Annotated in this window: 16 protein-coding genes and 1 riboswitch; of the genes, 6 read left to right on the forward strand and 10 right to left on the reverse strand. The window is 40.1% G+C overall.

Going from position 1 to position 15,006, the window contains the following annotated elements:
• Positions 1-48: 48 nt before the first annotated feature.
• Positions 49-1,173, reverse strand: coding sequence for an AI-2E family transporter (locus tag K1J09_RS03180; RefSeq protein ID WP_125402457.1), 1,125 nt, complete (start codon positions 1,171-1,173; stop codon positions 49-51).
• Positions 1,174-1,247: 74 nt separating this feature from the next.
• On the opposite strand from K1J09_RS03180, the gene K1J09_RS03185 reads away from it, so the two are divergent.
• The 5 genes from K1J09_RS03185 (at position 1,248) to K1J09_RS03205 (ending at position 6,164) form a co-directional block, all read left to right on the forward strand.
• Positions 1,248-2,042, forward strand: a complete 795-nt coding sequence (locus K1J09_RS03185) for an ABC transporter ATP-binding protein (protein ID WP_223322334.1) — start codon at positions 1,248-1,250, stop codon at positions 2,040-2,042.
• On the forward strand, positions 2,039-3,601 hold the full coding sequence (locus K1J09_RS03190; RefSeq protein WP_004190620.1) for a hypothetical protein: 1,563 nt from the start codon (positions 2,039-2,041) through the stop codon (positions 3,599-3,601). Before K1J09_RS03185 ends, K1J09_RS03190 begins: the two co-directional genes overlap by 4 nt.
• A 111-nt stretch (positions 3,602-3,712) precedes the next feature.
• Entirely contained in the window at positions 3,713-4,087 is a 375-nt protein-coding gene (locus K1J09_RS03195; protein WP_002909121.1) for a hypothetical protein, read from the forward strand.
• Positions 4,088-4,157: 70 nt separating this feature from the next.
• Complete coding sequence (locus K1J09_RS03200; RefSeq protein WP_002909120.1) at positions 4,158-5,219, forward strand: DMT family transporter; 1,062 nt, start codon at positions 4,158-4,160, stop codon at positions 5,217-5,219.
• Between the two features lie 180 nt (positions 5,220-5,399).
• On the forward strand, positions 5,400-6,164 hold the full coding sequence (locus tag K1J09_RS03205) for a class I SAM-dependent methyltransferase (RefSeq protein ID WP_002909119.1): 765 nt from the start codon (positions 5,400-5,402) through the stop codon (positions 6,162-6,164).
• Between the two features lie 539 nt (positions 6,165-6,703).
• On the opposite strand, the gene K1J09_RS03210 is transcribed toward K1J09_RS03205, so the two are convergent.
• The 9 genes from K1J09_RS03210 to K1J09_RS03250 all read right to left on the reverse strand — a co-directional run bounded on the left by K1J09_RS03210 (position 6,704) and on the right by K1J09_RS03250 (position 13,311).
• On the reverse strand, positions 6,704-7,480 hold the full coding sequence (locus K1J09_RS03210; RefSeq protein ID WP_002909118.1) for an ABC transporter permease: 777 nt from the start codon (positions 7,478-7,480) through the stop codon (positions 6,704-6,706).
• Positions 7,467-8,420 (reverse strand): ABC transporter ATP-binding protein, encoded by a 954-nt coding sequence (locus tag K1J09_RS03215; RefSeq protein WP_125405463.1) that lies wholly within the window; start codon positions 8,418-8,420, stop codon positions 7,467-7,469. Before K1J09_RS03215 ends, K1J09_RS03210 begins: the two co-directional genes overlap by 14 nt.
• Positions 8,420-9,016, reverse strand: a complete 597-nt coding sequence (locus K1J09_RS03220) for a TetR/AcrR family transcriptional regulator (protein ID WP_398578150.1) — start codon at positions 9,014-9,016, stop codon at positions 8,420-8,422. Before K1J09_RS03220 ends, K1J09_RS03215 begins: the two co-directional genes overlap by 1 nt.
• 239 nt (positions 9,017-9,255) lie before the next feature.
• A complete protein-coding gene (locus K1J09_RS03225) occupies positions 9,256-9,807 on the reverse strand; it encodes a tRNA (mnm(5)s(2)U34)-methyltransferase (RefSeq protein WP_223322333.1) in 552 nt (183 codons plus the stop codon).
• Positions 9,801-10,748: a TIGR01212 family radical SAM protein gene (locus K1J09_RS03230; protein WP_223322332.1), complete on the reverse strand. Its 948-nt coding sequence runs from the start codon at positions 10,746-10,748 to the stop codon at positions 9,801-9,803. Before K1J09_RS03230 ends, K1J09_RS03225 begins: the two co-directional genes overlap by 7 nt.
• 59 nt (positions 10,749-10,807) lie before the next feature.
• Positions 10,808-11,116 carry an MGMT family protein gene (locus K1J09_RS03235; RefSeq protein WP_223322331.1) on the reverse strand — a complete coding sequence of 103 codons (309 nt, stop codon included), beginning with the start codon at positions 11,114-11,116 and terminating at the stop codon, positions 10,808-10,810.
• A 95-nt stretch (positions 11,117-11,211) separates the two neighbouring features.
• Positions 11,212-11,862, reverse strand: a complete 651-nt coding sequence (locus K1J09_RS03240; protein ID WP_223322330.1) for a phosphatase PAP2 family protein — start codon at positions 11,860-11,862, stop codon at positions 11,212-11,214.
• A complete protein-coding gene (locus tag K1J09_RS03245) occupies positions 11,852-12,409 on the reverse strand; it encodes an ECF transporter S component (protein WP_223322793.1) in 558 nt (185 codons plus the stop codon). The genes K1J09_RS03240 and K1J09_RS03245 overlap by 11 nt, the downstream gene beginning before the upstream one ends.
• A gap of 131 nt (positions 12,410-12,540) precedes the next feature.
• Positions 12,541-12,691, reverse strand: a riboswitch (FMN riboswitch).
• Between the two features lie 116 nt (positions 12,692-12,807).
• Positions 12,808-13,311 (reverse strand): tRNA (cytidine(34)-2'-O)-methyltransferase, encoded by a 504-nt coding sequence (locus K1J09_RS03250; RefSeq protein WP_033179203.1) that lies wholly within the window; start codon positions 13,309-13,311, stop codon positions 12,808-12,810.
• A gap of 341 nt (positions 13,312-13,652) precedes the next feature.
• Between K1J09_RS03250 and trkA the strand changes: the two genes are divergently transcribed.
• A complete protein-coding gene (gene trkA / locus K1J09_RS03255) occupies positions 13,653-15,002 on the forward strand; it encodes a Trk system potassium transporter TrkA (protein WP_223314053.1) in 1,350 nt (449 codons plus the stop codon).
• Positions 15,003-15,006 lie beyond the last annotated feature (4 nt).

The following is a 15,006-nucleotide window of genomic DNA, read 5'->3' on the forward strand; positions in this document are numbered from 1 at the left end:
ATTTTCTGGTACCGAGATTCTGGAATTAATCGATTTCCAAACTCATCCTTATTTATTAATAATCCCAAACTCCTCGTTCTTCTTTTGCTGCTGGGCTTCCTTGTGATTGTCATAGAGGTTAGCCAAGAACTTAGCGATTTCCTTGAGGATAGAATAGGTCGGGATTGCCACAATCATCCCCAGCACGCCATAGATATTGCTGGATAAGAGCAAGAGCACCATGATGGTAATAGGATGGACCTTCATCACACCACCAACGATACGGGGATAGAGGATATTGCCATCAACCTGCTGGATAATCAGCATGTAAATCAAGGCCGCTACCATCTTCTGAGGATCGGTAAAGGCATACGTAATGACCATGGGAATCAAGCCGATACTCGGTCCTACATAAGGAATCAGATTAGCCAGACTGGAGAAAATAGCAAAGACCAAAGCGTACTTGAGCCCAATCACGCTATAGCCAATATAGGCCAGAGCGCCGATAATCAGGGCATCGATTGAAATTCCGCTGATATAGCGGGCAACAGTAGCATTGAGATTGGTCAACAAGCTGGAGATATTGAGCTTATCGTGCTTGAGGACTGTCCGCTCCAGCATGGGCAAAAGCTTATGGCCGTCCATGAGGAAATAAACCAAGAAAATCGGCGTCATAATCAAAATCATCAGTGTATTGACAACTGCTGACAGGACGCTGCCCAGACTGTTGGTCACACTGTTGAGGATATTTTGCAGAATGTCCACATAAGACAGGTTGAGCTGCTGGATGGTGGACTGGATATTCAGATTCCGAAAGAGCGGATTTTTAGATAATTGGTTGACAAAACTTTGAATTTCCCAATAAAGGCCTTGCGTTGAATTAATCAAGCTGCTCAGCTGATTAATCAAAATCGGCAAGAGGTAAATAACGCCCAAAGCAATCAAGCCAAACAGAAGGCTGAGCGTAATCAGAATCCCAATCATTCGGTTGATTTTGAGCTTATCCTGGAGAAATTTCACCAGCGGATTCGTAATATAGTAAAGAAATCCTCCCACAAGAAAGGGAATCAAGATTGTATTCACAACGCTAACAATCGGGGTTACCATATCCCCCATCTGACGCCAGATAAAGAAAATAATCGTTAGCAAAAGGACCTCACTGGTCCAAAACATCAGCTTACTTTTATGAAACATTTGACTCCTCCTATCAGTTATTTTACCATAAATTTTGTTATAATAAAGGAGATTTAACGAAAGAAAGAGTAAAAATGGAAAAGATTATCAAACTGGAAAATGTAAGCTTGGCTAAACAAGGCCGAACTATCTTAAAAGATCTCAACTGGCAAGTGAAAAAGGGAGAACATTGGGCCATCCTCGGTCTCAACGGTTCTGGAAAGTCTACTCTCCTGCGCTTGCTCATGGCTGAGCATTGGAAGACTCAGGGCAAGGTGACGGTTCTGGGTACGGAATTTGGCGCCGGCGACATTCCTCAGCTGCGAACTAGGATTGGAGTAGTCGGCTCCTTCATTGCTGAGCGTCTGCCCAGCCGCCTCACATCTGAAGAAATCGTCCTGACAGGCAAATATAAAAGCAGTATCCTTTACTCTCCTTACGGACAAGCAGAACTGGAGCAAGCTAAGGAAATGCTGGCCTCCATTGGCGGGCAAGAATTGATTGGCCGAAGCTACATCAGTCTGTCTCAAGGGGAAAAACAGCTCTTGCTAATTGCGCGCAGTCTCATGGAAAAGCCAGAATTGCTTATTTTAGACGAAGCGACCAGCGGTCTGGACCTCTTTGCCCGCGAGCGCCTGCTGGAACAGATTGGTAAGATTACGCAGATGGACCAGGCTCCAACCATCCTCTATGTCACCCACCATGTAGAGGAAATCACTGCTGCTATAGATCATGTCCTGCTCCTAAAAGAAGGAGAGATTATTGCCCAAGGTCCTAAAGTAGACATACTTCAAAAAGAGGTCATGGATCGATTTTATCCCCAGCCAGTCGAGCTGATTGAACTGGGAGAAGACCGCTATTTCGTCAAGGTGGAGGTCAGGTCCTCATGAAGCAATTTTCTAATACCATCTTCAACCTGGGCTACTTCCTGATTCTGACCATGACTGCGATTGCCTTGCTTTTCCTGTCTGGGCAGATTCTGCTGTCCCATACTTACATCCCTTTGAGGATTGCAGAAGGGGTCCAATTCGTCAGTAATCCTTGGTATTTCTACCCTATCCTCCTGCTCTTTCTCCTCAGCCTCTTTTTAATCCGGCCCCTGTTGGAAAAGGTTCAGGCCAAGCATCTTTTTTGGTTTCTGTCCCTCATCTTTATAGCAGCAGCGATTTTTCTGATAACGGCCTACGATGGCCGCATCCGAGCTGACGCCAAGCACGTTTTCAATGCAGCGTTGGCCTTTAACCGAGGAGATTACAGCTCGCTGACAACCGTCGGAAGCTACATGTATCGTAATCCCCATCAGCTAGGACTGATGACTCTGGAGCGACTTTATGCTTTTATTTCTCCAACGACTCAGTTTGCCTTTAGCATGAATGTCGTCTGGACTTTACTCAGTCATTTCTTGATTTACAAGATTACTGCCCTGCTCAATGCCAGAGAAATGATTCAGAAATACACGATTCTGCTGACCTTTCTCTTTCTACCACAACTCTTTTTCATCCTCTTTGTCTACGGTACCATTCCCGGGCTCTTCTTCTGTCTGCTCAGTCTCTATGCTTTTATCAAGCTGGATCAGAAAGGGAACCTGCTCTATGCCTTGCTGGGAGCGGCCAGTATCAGTCTGGCCTGCCTCCTGCGCAACAACTACATCATCTTTGCCATCATGCTGATTGGAGTCTGCTTCCTGTCCATCTTTTATAAATGGTCTTGGAAGAAACCCTTAGCTATCATCCTAATTTTAGCCGGTATCGTCCTTTCAAACAAGGGACTGACTGCCTACTATGAGCAGCTGATTGGGGGCAAGATTGGTGTCGGTACTCCAAAAATCGCCTACATCACTATGGGCCTGCGGGATGATCCCAATCGGCAGACCTTGGGAGGCTGGTACGATGCCTACAATACCAAGATTCTCAAGCGCAACAAATACGATGAAAAATTGGCTACAGAAATGGCCACTCGGGATTTGAAGGATATTTTGATTCACTTCAGTAAGCATCCTGCTTATGCGCTGAAATTCTTCTACGAAAAGGTCAAGTCGACCTGGACTGAGCCGACTTTTCAGTCTATTTGGACTGGACCTCAGATTGAGCGCCAGCAATATATGAAGCCAGCTGTCCTGCGCAGCATTTATGAGGAAAGAAAAGGTTATCAGATTATTAATTTCCTGCTCTTGACCCTGCTAGCTAGTATCTATCTGCTCTCCTGTTTCTTTATCCTGCATAAATTTTTCGTCGCCGAGGAAAAACTGACGCCTTTTGACCTCTATCCCTTCATCTTTCTATTAGGGGGCGGCCTCTTCCACTTCTTCTGGGAAACCAAGAGCCAGTATGTCTATATCTATGTCCTCCTTCTCATCCCTTCCGCCGCTCAATCCTTAGTCGACCTGAGCGATTGGTGGAAGAACAAAGGAAAAGGTGAGCCAAAAGACCAACTTGAGAAAGACCTATAAAACTTGAACACTTGACAAGAATTCCTTATAATTTTATAGGAATATTAAGTGAAAGAAAGTTGAATTTGTAACTGAAATATTTTGTATTTTACGAAAGGAGAATAGTGATTTATGTTTTCAATATTAGGTGCAGTATTATTTGGAATTATAGCAATTATGACAGTTCTTGTTGCTTGCGGTCTGCCTTTGGGCGAATTTACAATGGGTGGACAACATAAAATCTTACCTAAGAAATTTAGACTTGCGGCAGTCATTTCGGTAGCTATTCAAATTTTTGCCGTGATCATTATTTTGCAATCCGGAGGTTTTATTCCCCTGTGGCTGTCTTTCAAGGTTACTAAATATATTTGTTTCTTCTTTGCCGCTTACCTATCCTTGAATACGATTATGAACATGATTTCAAAAAGTAAGAAAGAAAAATATGTTATGACTCCGATTTCACTTATAGCCGGAATATGTTTTTGGATAACAGCATTTCAGATGTAGCATGTGAAATGAGGATCATCTACAGTGCGTTAAATTGAGAATTTATCTAAAAGGAGTTGATTTATTAAATATGGATAAAAGCAGAAAATTTATAGCGGTAATTTTAGCATTGCTTGCGGCTATTTTTTATGCAATAAATACACCATTTTCTAAAGTGCTTTTAAATAAGATTCCACCGACATTGATGGCATCTTTTCTATATTTGGGAGCTGGAACAGGTGTAGGTATTATGTACTTGTTTCATAGGAAAGTCGAAGAAAAGTATGAAAAGTTAAATAAGGCAGATTTACCTTATACTGTTGGAATGATTGTCCTTGATATTGCGGCACCTATATCCCTTATGATTGGTATAAATATTGGTTCAGCCTCAAATGCTTCACTGCTAGGTAACTTTGAAATTGTAGCAACAACAATTATTGCTCTTTTGATATTTAAGGAGAAAGTAACATCAAAGTTGTGGATTGCTATTGGATTTATCACAATATCAAGTATAGTTCTTTCATTTGAAGGGGCTGAAAGTTTCAAGTTTTCATTAGGTTCATTGTTTGTTATACTGGCAACTTGCTGTTGGGGACTTGAAAATAACTGCACTAGAAAAATTTCAGATAAAAGTACTTATGAGATTGTTTTACTAAAAGGTTTTTTCTCTGGTAGCGGTGCATTTATAGTCGCCCTTATTTTGGGAGAAAGAATTCCTGAAATGAAATATATAATGGCTGCTTTGCTACTTGGATTTGTGGCATATGGGCTCAGTATTTTTATGTATATCAGAGCACAAAGAGATTTAGGTGCTACAAAAACTAGTGCATATTATGCTGTAGCTCCGTTTGTAGGAACTTTTTTAGCATTTATAGTAAATGGAGAAAAACTTACTTTGGTATATTTCATTGGTCTTGTTTTTATGATAATCGGCAGCGTAATTGTTGCATATGATACAATGGTTAAACGTCACAGTCATAGTCATTCTCACATAATTGTTCACACGCATGATGGGAAAACACATACTCATATTATCACGCATGAACATGAGCATAGTCATTTTATATTAGAGGAAAAGCATAATCATAATCATAAACATAAAGATTATATGAACAGCAAAGAACATAAATTGATACATGAAAAGAGATTGTAAATTTATAAAAGTGCTGTATTTGAAACATAACAAATTAAAGTTTCAAATAAAATAAAAATTAAAAATTAAAGCAAGATTAAAATAGTTCAAGAAATTAGAAATTTGTAGAGGTGAGAAAAATGTAATGGCAACCTATTCAACTTAAATCGAAATAATATAAAATTACGTGGAAATTATAAGATGAACAATTATATAAAATTAAATGAAGATAGATGGAATAATGTAAAAAATGACTATACTGAGCCATTGACACATGAAGAATTAGAAGAAGTTAAAAATAATCCAATTTCTGTTGCATTAACTGTTGGGAAAAAAGTTCCAACAGAATGGTTTGAAAAAGCCAACGGAAAAAGGATATTAGGTTTAGCTTGTGGTGGTGGACAGCAGGGACCCGTTTTTGCTGCAAAAGGTTATGATGTCACCATAATGGATTTTTCTAAATCACAATTAGAAAGAGATGAGTTGGTTGCTAAAAGAGAAGGATTAAAAATCAATACAATTCAAGGCGATATGACAAAATCATTTCCATTTGAAAATGAAACCTTTGATATTATTTTTAATCCAGTTTCAAATGTATATATAGAAGATTTAGAAAATATGTATAAAGAAGCCTCTCGAGTATTGAAAAAGGGAGGACTGTTAATGGTCGGATTTATGAACCCTTGGATATACATGTATGATGCTGACATTGTATGGGACAAGCCTGATGAGGAATTACTTTTAAAGTTTTCAATACCTTTTAATTCAAAAGAGCTTGAAGAGGAAGGCAAGATAATCATAAATCCAGAATATGGATATGAATTTAGCCATACCTTAGAAAGTCAGATTAGAGGACAACTTAAAAATGGTCTCGCTATGATAGATTTTTATGAATCGTGTGACAAAAGACATAGATTATCACGTTATGGAAATGACTATATAGCTACACTCTGCATTAAACCATAATATTATAGAACATGCTTCAGGAGAATAGCTCATTTTATTTTCCTTAAGGGTTAAAATCTAAATCTCAGTTTGTATAATTGAATATAACGATTTGAGAAACAGTAAATCACAAAGGTTTACTGCTTTTTTGCTTATTTTGAGAAGTCATAACCACCCGTGAAAACAGGTAACTTGTACACCGGCTATATGCAATTTCCCTCCAGCGACGTCTAAAGAAGTTCGCTGAACATTGCTCGGGGCAATGCTATGTTCGTTTGACTAATGCCCGTAAAAACAGGCTTTTATCTTATTCTAAAACTGCCATCTGAGAACGGTTTGACACTTAACTTATCAAAGACAAGGTCATTTTTTCCCAATCACGTATATTAGAAACTATCTTTTCATTTAGGCCAACGATATTCACATAGTCCCCTCTCCCCCAAAACTTTCGATTGTCATAATATAACCCCTCTTGTTTTTTAATCTGAACAGGAGGGGTTGTTTTGAATGGAAATGAATAAGACTTAGTTTTGTGTTATTAGCATTTTCATCACTTCATTTTAATCGTAATCAGCATACCTCCACCAAGCTATTGTTGCGATAAGACCTAGAATACTTACCCCAAATAAACTGACAATGCTCCCAAAATTCAATAGTGCTTTTCCTGCAATACCACTTGCGAGTGCAGGAATTGCCCATGGAATGTATTTCCCAAAGTTAAGAGCAGAACCAAGCTGAGAAAAAATAATAGTAAAAATGATAAATGCCAATGGTGACAAATATCCCCGGCCTAAACAAGCAAAAAGAGCTACTGGAGTAGAGAGTATGATTGTAAGAGTAGTACAAAAACCAAAAGTAAGTACACCTTTGAAAATCACCGTTAAGCTACCGCCTTCAAGTCCAATCAGATTGCCAGCTAATAATCCTAATAAAAGAGCAAAAATTGATAGAATATAGCTCCATAGAGCGATAACGATAAACTTGGATAATACGATTGTATCTCTTCTTATCGGGAGTGCTAATAGGTCAATCATCGTTTTATCAGAATATTCTCTACCAAAAACCCAAGATGCTGTAAATCCAAAAATGAGCAATCCCCCAACAGAAATGACTTGTGATATGGTCATTAAGTATGACGACCAATCTGTTATCCTCATCATTTCCATTTTTGCAGAAATCAAACCAAGATTTTTGAAATTCTCTGGATATTTCATCATAGTTGCAAACAAGCCAACAATAAAAGGAACTAAACAGATAGAACAAGCAGTTACGATGGAAAGTTTTGATTTTATTAACTTTCTCCATTCAATTAAAATACAGGAACTAAGCTTTTTCATTCGAGATTCCTCCATTATAGTCATTCAGTATTCTTAAGAAATAATGCTCTAAATCTTCTTTTTCAACAATCAGTGATTTAGGTGGATAACCTGCATTGACTAGCAATGTAGCAACATCTTCCGGGCATTCCACAGATTTTGTATCAATTAGTTCTAAGAAATGGATATTATTTTCTGTGTCTGATTGAATGTTTACATGATAGCCCTGGTTAGATAATACTTCTTTCATAGCCTTATTATTAGAACCACTTACTAGTAACTTCTTTTCTAAGTACTGCTCTAATTCATTGCTTTCAACTTCTCTTATAAGTCTGCCCTCATGTATAATGACTATCCTAGTAGCAATTTTAGATATTTCCTCTAGATTATGACTTGAAATAAGAACAGTTGTACCTAGATGATTCGCCAATTCCTTTAACAGTTCTCTCACTTCAATAACTCCAAAAGGATCTAATCCATTTGTCGGCTCATCAAGAATTAGAATTTTAGGTTTATGAATAATCGCTTTTGCAATTCCTAAACGCGCAACATTTCCTAAAGAAAGATGCTTCTCCTGTTTATGTTCATATTGCTTTAGTTTTAATTTTTCAATTACCCAGTCAATATTATCTTTATTAACCCCTCTTAATTTACCAACGATTTCTAAATTTTCTCTCACCGTTAAATCCGGATAAGAATAAGGCGTCTCAATAATATAACCTATTTCGTTTCGAAGTTCTAAATTATTCAGATCTAACTTTTTTCCTTGAATATAGCATTCTCCTGATGTAGATTTTATCAATCCTAGCATCATTCTCATCGTCGTTGTTTTCCCTGCACCATTCAGTCCTAAAAACCCTACTATTTCACCAGGTTTTATTGATAGATTCAAGTTGTTGACAACATTTTTTGTTCCATATCTTTTAGAAAGGTTTGCGGTTCTAATTGCTTCTTTCACCATTACCTATCCTCCTTAGTAATTTGCTCAACAATTCCTTGTATGACTAACTTCAATGTAGTATCAAATTGTTCTTCACCGATTTCCTCGATGTGTAGAATAGTCATAGCAATCGTTCTAAATAAAGCAGAGACGATTTCTACCGATACATTTTCTCTAATGTTGATTCGGGACACAATTTTTTTAACCATCCTATCATCTATCAGATGATGATTTGTTATCGCCTCTTTTGGCAATTTTCTTATGAGTAATTCCATTTCATGATTTTTAAATATGGTATACATAAATGAATAGCGAAAATCTTGATAAAAATCATAAAGTAACTGTACCAGACGATTTGTATCTATCTTGGTTTCCATACCTAATTGTTCTGTCAGGCAATTCATAACATCTATTTGATATTCTTCTAAGACCGTAAAAAATAACATTTCTTTTGAGGAATAAAAATTATAAAAAGAACCTTTGGAAATATCTACCATTGCTGCCATTTGGTCAACTGTGGTTTTCTTAACCCCATATCTTTGAAGGCATTCCTTTGCAACTTTATGTAATTTCTTTCTAATAACTTCTTTTTCTTCGCTAGTAAAAGCAGTAGCCATAACTTCCTCCTAAAAACTCTGTGACGTTTTTTGATTTTACAGTCATAGCTTATCATATAAACTAAAAAATGTCAAAAGTCTTATATCTTCTATGTAAGAAAATATAAGATTTTAAATTTACACACACCTTAATTCTCTTCATTTAGACTTAATTATTCGATTTTAACGATTTAAAAAATAAGGATACAGTACTGAAAGCTCCTATTATCTGGCTTTTCTCTCTGTATCCTTATTATATCTCAAGTTCCTTCTCTCAATTTCTCAATCATGACCAAGAAAGGCGGATTGTTAATCTGATTGATGGTCTTGTAGAGGGCAACGGTGAAGTCCTGCTGAGGCAGCTGACTAACGAAGTCTAATACCGCATCTTTTTCAACTTCGCCACCTTCATGCCCATAGTAAATCATGATCGCTGCACGGCCGCCCTTTTCTAAGCCTTGACAGACTTTTTTCAAAGCTTCCAGCGTCGTATCAGGCCGGGTAATAACAGACTTGTCCGCCGAAGGCAGGTAGCCAAGATTAAAAATAGCTGCCTTGAAATGGTCTGTGTATTGGTCCAGAGTCTCATGGCCAGCCAAGATTAGCTGAGCATTGTCCAAGCCAGCTTCTGCCAAGCGCTGGCGGGTCTTTTCCACAGCCTGCTCCTGAATGTCAAAAGCATAGACCTGCTTGGCCAACTTAGCCAGAAAGAGGGTGTCATGTCCGTTGCCCATAGTAGCATCCACCACGATATCTTCCTTGGTCACGACTTCTGCCAAAAAGGCATGGGCCATCTGTAAGGGTCTTAACATACGAATCTCTGCTCCTTTGCTTTACAGCCTTGCTTGCTGCCACGACGACGCATTTCTGCCTCAATGGCATTGAGAACTTCCCATTTATTGAGGCTCCACATAGGGCCAATCAACATATCTCGCGGAGCATCGCCAGTAATACGGTGGATGACGATATGCTCGGGGATAATCTCAAGCTGGTCGCAGATGATGGAGACATACTCCTCCTGACTGAGCAGCTGCAGTCGCCCCTCATGATAATCCCGCTGCATACGGGTATTGGTCATTAAATGAAGCAGGTGGAGCTTGATCCCCTGGATGTCATTGTTTGTCACACAGCGGCGGACATTTTCCAACATCATCTCATGAGTCTCACCCGGCAGACCATTAATCAAGTGAGAAACAATCTCCGCCTTGGGAGCCAGCTTTCGGACTCGCTGGACCGTCTCCACATAGAGCTCATAAGAATGGGCACGATTGATGAGGTCTGAGGTCTCCTCGTAGGTAGTCTGAAGCCCCAGCTCCACAGTCACATGCATACGCTCGGACAAGTCAGCCAAGTAGGCGATGGTCTCATCAGGCAAACAGTCCGGCCGAGTTCCGATATTAAGTCCAACGACACCTGGCTCGTTTATGGCTTGCTCATAACGCTCACGAATCACTTCAAGCTTCTCATGGGTATTGGTAAAGTTCTGGAAATAGACCAGATACTTACGAACATCAGGCCACTTGCGGTGCATGAAGTCAATTTCCTTATAGAACTGCTCGCGAATGGGCGCATCTGGTGCCACAATGGCATCACCAGAACCCGAAACGGTACAGAAAGTGCAGCCTCCATGCGCTACCGTACCATCCCGATTGGGACAGTCAAAGCCCGCATCAATAGGCACCTTAAAAGTCTTTTCTCCAAAAAGTTTTCGATAATAATCATTCAAAGAATTGTAAGATTTCATACCTTTCATTCTACCACAAAAAATACCTTAGAAACAAAAATTCCCTCTTTCACAAAGAAAGAAGGAAATCACCGCTCCCACAAATAGACTTTCAAATCCACACAGCCATTAGCCTTCAAGTCCACTCCCTCCGCCCAGAGCAAGTGTTCTTGGTCTTCCCAGCCCTGTGCGAGGCGTCCTGCCGCATTGACTACCCGATGGCAAGGATGCTTGCCGCCATAAAGCTCAGACTGACTAAGAATCTTCCCCACCAAGCGGGCATTTTTGGGTCGACCAATCAAACGGGCAATCTGGCCATAAGTCGCCACGCGCCCAAAGGGAATGCTATCAACTAATGCCAAAACAGCATCGATAAGTTCTCTATTTAAATTGGACATGCTAGCCTCCTAAACTAGTTTGCTCCTATCATAAAGAAAGAGACTTTCTTTGTCAAGACAAAAAGGCCAGCAAAGCCAGCCTTTCTCATCTCTATTTATTTCTGCTTTCCCTTGAAACGCCATTGAAAGCGTAATTTATCATAAAAGGGAAATTCGATATTGAGAATGGCAAAGCCCATCAAGGCTCCTCCGATTACATCTGTCGGGTAGTGCACGCCCAGATAGACTCTGGATGCCATAATCGTGAAGATAAAGAGCAAGAGCAAAGCTTGCACCAAACGCTTGATTTTTTGGTTTTGAATCCGTTGCTGGACAATGATAATCAAGGTCCCAACAACAATGGCTGTCGCCATGGCATGTCCGCTCGGGAAAGAGTAACCACCCTCTTTGACCAAATGCGAAATACTGGGCCGGCTTCTTTGGTAAACGAGTTTAATCAGCTTAATCAAAATCCCATGTAAGACCAGATTTCCCGCTAGCAAGGCAGCCTCCAGTTTCCATTTTTTGTAAAGGAAAAAAAGGACAGGAGCCGAAACCCAGATGATAATTCCCACTGGATCAATCACACTGGTTACTAGTTTGAAAAATGTCGTCAAAGCTGCAGGCAAGTCTCCCCGCAGCCAGGTCTGAATCGGGGTGTCAAAGCTGGTCAGCTGCTCAGGATAAAACTTGACCATGTAGCCTAGCATAACGAAAAGTAAAAGGGCAAAAGAGCCCTTTGTTAGATAAGATTGTTTATTTTTCATAGCGTTTTAGGACGGGCTGTAAGAGTTTGTAAATTAGCCAAAAGACGACAGCCCAGATCACTCCTTCTAATAGGTTAAAAGGGACAATCATAGTCAGCAGATACTTGGAAAGACCAAATGCTTTATTAATATCAAAACCAGCAAACCTCGCATAGAGAGGCACAGCATAAATAACATTTAGAATGATCATAGTAATCGTTAGACCAAGTGTTGCTGCCAAGGAAGCCTTCACATAGCTAGATAAGCTCTTTCTTTTTTTCCACAAGAGGGAAAAAGCACAAACAAAGACTGCTACAGCCAATATATTCATGGGTAGACCGATTAGAGTGCCTACGCCATTATTATTCAAAGCCAGCTTTAAGACAGATCGAATCATGAGCACTGCCAGAGAGCTTTTTAAATCTAAGATTACCAAAGCCAGTAAAATCGGAATGATTGAAAAATCCAACTTTAGAAACTCGGTTATCAAGGGAATCTCATAAAGCATGAGTAGAAATGATAGAGCAGATAAAACTGCTACAATCGCCAACTTACGAGTATTTGTCATCACAGGTTCCTCCAATTTATAAAAATTAGAGAAGCCGGAAAGGCCACTGAAAAAAGCTTGTCAGCTAATGATTATTTAGTATAAGGCTCAGCCCTTAAATAAAGATTAAACGGCAAGAATGCTTCACTGCCTCTCGTCTTCTCCCATCCAGACTATACTGTCGGTTGTGGAATCTCACCACATCAGCTTGCGCTCGCGGACTTGATTTGGCATTGAGAAAAAAACATTTCCAAGCCAAAAGTTACCGCCGGTCGGGAATCTCACCCTGCCCTGAAGACATCATTATCATAACAAAAAAAGCCTGCCAGAGCAAGCAATTTGATTGATGTAATTAAAAATGTTTCAACAATAGTGTTCTATCTATTAGGAAAATTAACTTCTTAGATACATTCATTCCGCTACTTCAGCTTGTCCGCTTCATACTCGTGTACCAAATCTAAGCCAGCAAAATTCTGCTGGCGCAGGGCTTCATAAACAATCATACAGACTGTGTTTGAAACATTGAGGCTGCGAACATGCTGATCATTCATGGGAATACGCAGTGCCTTCTCTGGATGACGACGCATAAATTCCTCTGGCAATCCCTTGTCCTCACGACCAAACATAAAATAGTGCGAACCTTCTGCTGCAAAATTCTCCTCAGAATAGACCTTCTCCGCAAACTTAGAAATCAGATAAAGCTGGCCATCCATCTGCTCCATAAAATCGTCTAAACTCTCATAATAGGTGATGTCCAGCTTGTCCCAATAGTCCAGCCCAGCCCGTTTCATCTTGCGGTCATCAATGGGAAAGCCCATGGGCTTGATGATGTGAAGCGGCGAATTAGTCGCGGCGCAAGTACGGGCAATATTTCCGGTATTCTGCGGAATCTGAGGCTCAAAAAGAACGATATGATTTTTCATAATAAGAATATTTTTCCTAGTATTTTTCTTTAGATAAAAAAATAGCCACACTGCCCGGAGTCAAGCTCAGCAAACAGCGTGGTTAAGGCTTCATTAACTTACATCACAACAGGTTTGAGGTAAACCAATGAAGGTACTCATTTAGTATAACACTTTCAGCCTACAAGTCAATAAAAAATGCTCAAAAAGTTGTACTTTTTTTAAAAAATATCACAGGAAGATACCATTTTGGTAAAAAATATTCGGAATTCTATAAATAAGCAAGCTATTCTGTATTTTATAGATGAAATTTAAATGAAAAAAGAGTATGATAGATACATACTTTGGAGGAATCTAAACTTATGAAAATTATCGTTGTTGGCGGCGGGAAGGTCGGAACGGCCCTCTGTCGCTCCCTAGTGGCTGAAAATCATGATGTTATCCTGATTGAGCAGGATGAGGCTGTTCTAAACCAGATTACCAAGCGCTATGACATTATCGGTATTGCTGGCAATGGAGCTAACTTCAAAATCTTAGAACAAGCGGATGTTAGTCACTGTGACATCTTCATCTCTATGACCGAGCATGATGAGGTCAACATGGTCTCCGCTGTACTGGCCAAACGAATGGGGGCTAAGGAAACCGTCGTTCGGGTGCGTAATCCTGAATATTCCAACCCTTACTTTAAGGAGAAGAACATCCTAGGCTTCTCGCTGGTGGTCAATCCTGAGCTCCTAACTGCTCGCTATATCGCTAATATCATTGACTTCCCTAACGCCCTGTCAGTAGAGCACTTTGCCAATGGCCGGGTGGCACTGATGGAGTTCAAACTCAAGGAAGACAGCAATCTCTGCCAGATGAGTATTTCCCAGTTCCGCAAGAAATTTGGAAATATCATTGTTTGTGCCATTGAAAGAAAAGGGCACTTGGAGATCCCTGATGGTGACTTCACTCTGGATGCCGGCGACAAGATTTATGTCACAGGTAACCGCCTGGACATCGTTCAATTCCACAATATGGTACGTCCTAGAGTTGTTAAGAGCCTGATGATTATCGGGGCAGGCAAGATTGCTTATTACCTGCTCAATATTCTCAAGAATAGCAAAATCGAGCTCAAAGTCATTGAATCTAACCATGAACGGGCAAACTTTTTCAGTCAGGAATTTCCTGATCTCTATGTCGTCCATGGAGACGGTACTGCCAAGGATATCCTACTGGAGGAACGCGCCAATAACTTTGATGCCATTGCTACCCTGACTGGTGTAGATGAAGAAAATATCATTACTTCCATGTTTCTTAATAATCTGGGTGTGCAGAAAAACATCACCAAGGTCAACCGGACTAGTTTGTTGGAAATCATTGATAACCAAGACTTTGCCAGCATCGTGACACCTAAAGGTATTGCCGTTGATACGGTTATGCACTTTATCCGAGGTCGCTACAATGCTCAGTTCTCTAACCTAGAAGCTCTGCACCACGTAGCCAACGGCCAAATCGAGACCCTGCAGTTCCAAATCAAGGAAGAAAACAAGATGACTGGTATTCCTCTATCTCAGCTTCATCTGAAGAAAGATGTCCTGATTGCGGCCATTATCCGTCAAGGTAAAGCTATCTTCCCTACAGGCGATGACAATCTGCAAGTTGGAGATAAAATTGTCGTGACCACTCTGCTGCAAAATATCACGCAGATTTACGATCTGTTAGCGAGGTAGACCC

This window comes from Streptococcus sanguinis (assembly GCF_019928825.1).
GTDB lineage: Bacteria > Bacillota > Bacilli > Lactobacillales > Streptococcaceae > Streptococcus > Streptococcus sanguinis_L.

What these genes read in the sequence shown, in the direction of transcription:
- K1J09_RS03245 (WP_223322793.1), bottom strand. Translation starts at nt 12,409, where the DNA reads ATGACAAATACTCGTAAGTTGGCGATTGTAGCAGTTTTATCTGCTCTA.
- K1J09_RS03240 (WP_223322330.1), bottom strand. Translation starts at nt 11,862, where the DNA reads ATGAAAAATAAACAATCTTATCTAACAAAGGGCTCTTTTGCCCTTTTA.
- K1J09_RS03210 (WP_002909118.1), bottom strand. Translation starts at nt 7,480, where the DNA reads ATGAAAAAGCTTAGTTCCTGTATTTTAATTGAATGGAGAAAGTTAATA.
- K1J09_RS03235 (WP_223322331.1), bottom strand. Translation starts at nt 11,116, where the DNA reads ATGTCCAATTTAAATAGAGAACTTATCGATGCTGTTTTGGCATTAGTT.
- K1J09_RS03205 (WP_002909119.1), top strand. Translation starts at nt 5,400, where the DNA reads ATGAACAATTATATAAAATTAAATGAAGATAGATGGAATAATGTAAAA.
- K1J09_RS03195 (WP_002909121.1), top strand. Translation starts at nt 3,713, where the DNA reads ATGTTTTCAATATTAGGTGCAGTATTATTTGGAATTATAGCAATTATG.
- K1J09_RS03185 (WP_223322334.1), top strand. Translation starts at nt 1,248, where the DNA reads ATGGAAAAGATTATCAAACTGGAAAATGTAAGCTTGGCTAAACAAGGC.
- K1J09_RS03180 (WP_125402457.1), bottom strand. Translation starts at nt 1,173, where the DNA reads ATGTTTCATAAAAGTAAGCTGATGTTTTGGACCAGTGAGGTCCTTTTG.
- K1J09_RS03190 (WP_004190620.1), top strand. Translation starts at nt 2,039, where the DNA reads ATGAAGCAATTTTCTAATACCATCTTCAACCTGGGCTACTTCCTGATT.
- K1J09_RS03220 (WP_398578150.1), bottom strand. Translation starts at nt 9,016, where the DNA reads ATGGCTACTGCTTTTACTAGCGAAGAAAAAGAAGTTATTAGAAAGAAA.
- K1J09_RS03225 (WP_223322333.1), bottom strand. Translation starts at nt 9,807, where the DNA reads ATGTTAAGACCCTTACAGATGGCCCATGCCTTTTTGGCAGAAGTCGTG.
- K1J09_RS03215 (WP_125405463.1), bottom strand. Translation starts at nt 8,420, where the DNA reads ATGGTGAAAGAAGCAATTAGAACCGCAAACCTTTCTAAAAGATATGGA.
- K1J09_RS03200 (WP_002909120.1), top strand. Translation starts at nt 4,158, where the DNA reads ATGGATAAAAGCAGAAAATTTATAGCGGTAATTTTAGCATTGCTTGCG.
- trkA (WP_223314053.1), top strand. Translation starts at nt 13,653, where the DNA reads ATGAAAATTATCGTTGTTGGCGGCGGGAAGGTCGGAACGGCCCTCTGT.
- K1J09_RS03250 (WP_033179203.1), bottom strand. Translation starts at nt 13,311, where the DNA reads ATGAAAAATCATATCGTTCTTTTTGAGCCTCAGATTCCGCAGAATACC.
- K1J09_RS03230 (WP_223322332.1), bottom strand. Translation starts at nt 10,748, where the DNA reads ATGAAAGGTATGAAATCTTACAATTCTTTGAATGATTATTATCGAAAA.